1 protein-coding gene and 1 pseudogene are annotated in these 2044 nt (G+C 71.1%); both read left to right on the top strand.

Translation table 11 applies throughout. The features are described 5' to 3' along the window. The coding region (locus tag ACTUAL_RS00395; protein ID WP_440898863.1) for a DDE-type integrase/transposase/recombinase at positions 1 to 602 on the top strand (602 nt) is incomplete at its 5' end. Then, positions 542 to 1892, top strand: a pseudogene (locus tag ACTUAL_RS00390) (IS30 family transposase). The gene ACTUAL_RS00395 and the pseudogene ACTUAL_RS00390, both read left to right, overlap by 61 nt. Positions 1893 to 2044 lie beyond the last annotated feature (152 nt).

The raw sequence follows: 2044 nt of genomic DNA, 5'->3' as shown, positions 1-2044 counted from the left end.
TCTACGGTGCCCGCCGGGTCCACGCCGAGCTGACCCTGGGACGAGGGATCCAGGTCTGGCACGGGACTGTCGAGATGCTGATGGCCCGCGACGGCCTGAAGGGCGTCGCGGGCCGGCGCAGGTGGCGGCGCCCGCGCCCCGAGCTGATCTCCCGCGACCTGGTCGACCGGCAGTTCCGGCGTGAAGGTCTGGACCAGCTGTGGGTCACTGACATCACGGAGCACCCGACGCGTGAGGGCAAGGTCTACTGCGCCGTCGTGCTCGACGCCTGTTCACGACGGGTCGTGGGCTGGTCGATTGACTCGACGCCGACCGCGGCGCTGGTCACCAGTGCCCTGGGCATGGCGATCGACACTCGCCGGCCGCCGCCTGGAACGGTGATCCACTCCGACCATGGCGTTCAGGGCGGATTCAACTGGTCGTCGCAACACCTTGATCCCGGAGGTGCGGCGTGGCGAAGGCGGACTGGCGAGAGAAGGCCAGCGATGTTCCCGAGTGCCTGCGTCGGCAGTGGCGGGCTGACCGTGCGCTTCGGCCGGCGATGCGTTCGCCGGGCCGTCCAGAGCCGTCGCGGGTGGTGCAGCGGCAGTTCTGGCGGCTGATCGCCACGGGTGTGACCTCGGCGCAGGCGGCGGTGACGGTCGGGGTGTCGGTGCCGGTGGGGAGCCGGTGGTTTCGTCACGCTGGCGGCATGCCGCCGATCAGCCTGGTCGAGCCGACGGCCCGCTACTTGAGGTTCCAGGAGCGCGAGGAGATCGCGCTGTTGCGTGCCAAGGGTGTCGGGGTGCGCGCGATCGCCCGCGCGCTGGGGCGCGATCCGGGGACGATCTCGCGTGAGCTGCGCCGCAACGCGGCCACGCGTGGCGGCACGCATGAGTACCGGGCGACGGTCGCGCAGTGGAAGGCCCAGCAGGCCGCCAGGCGCCCGAAGGTCACCAAGCTCGCCGCCGACGCGCGGCTGCGCGTCTACGTCCAGGAGCGTCTGGACGGGTCCGTTCGGCGCGCCGACGGCACGGCCGTGGCCGGCCCGGACGCGGCCGGGTGGAAGGGCCGCAAGATGAAGCCCCACCGCGCCGACCGGCGGTGGGCGACGGCGTGGAGCCCGCAGCAGATCAGCCACCGGCTGCGCCTGGACTTCCCCGATGATGAGTCCATGCGGATCAGCCACGAGGCGATCTACCAGGCGTTGTTCATCGAGGGGCGTGGCGCGCTCAAGCGTGAGCTCGTCGCGTGCTTGCGCACCGGGCGGGCGCTGCGCGAGCCGCGGGCCCGCACCCGCAACAAGCCGCAAGGGCACGTCGGCGCCGACGTGGTCTTGTCGCAGCGACCTGCCGAGGCTGCCGACCGGGCGGCGCCCGGCCACTGGGAAGGGGATCTGATCATCGGGACCGGCCGTTCGGCGATCGGCACGCTCGTGGAGCGCTCCAGCCGCGCCACGATCCTGGTGCACCTGCCGCGCCAGGAGGGCTGGGGCGAGCAACCGGTGGTCAAGAACGGACCCTCGCTCGGTGGCTACGGCGTCGTCGCGATGAACGCGGCTCTCGCGGCGTCGTTCGCGTCCCTGCCCCTGCAGCTGCGCCAGACGCTGACCTGGGACCGCGGAGGAGAGCTCGCCGGTCACGCAGCTCACCCTCGAGACCGGCACGAAGGTCTTCTTCGCCGACCCGCACTCGCCCTGGCAGCGGCCCACGAACGAGAACACCAACGGGCTGCTTCGCCAGTACTTCCCCAAGGGCACCGACCTGTCGCGGTGGAGCGCCGAGGACCTCGAGGCCGTCGCACTGACGGTCAACAACCGACCCCGCAAGGTCCTCGGCTGGAAGACCCCCGCCGAGGTCTTCACCGAACAGCTACTCTCGCTCGCACAATCCGGTGTTGCACCGACCGGTTGAACCCGCCCAGTTCGGTTCCTGGGCGTTCACCCGGCGAGCTCGCGACTCGGGCCTGATCCCCTCCATGGGTTCGATCGGCGACTGCTACGACAACGCCGTCATCGAGAGCTTCTGGTCCCGCATGCAGGTCGAGCTACTCGACCGGTGCCGCT

Source organism: Actinosynnema sp., from assembly GCF_052038725.1.
Note: the sequence above shows the minus strand (reverse complement) of the source record. Positions and strands in the feature narration are given on the sequence as shown.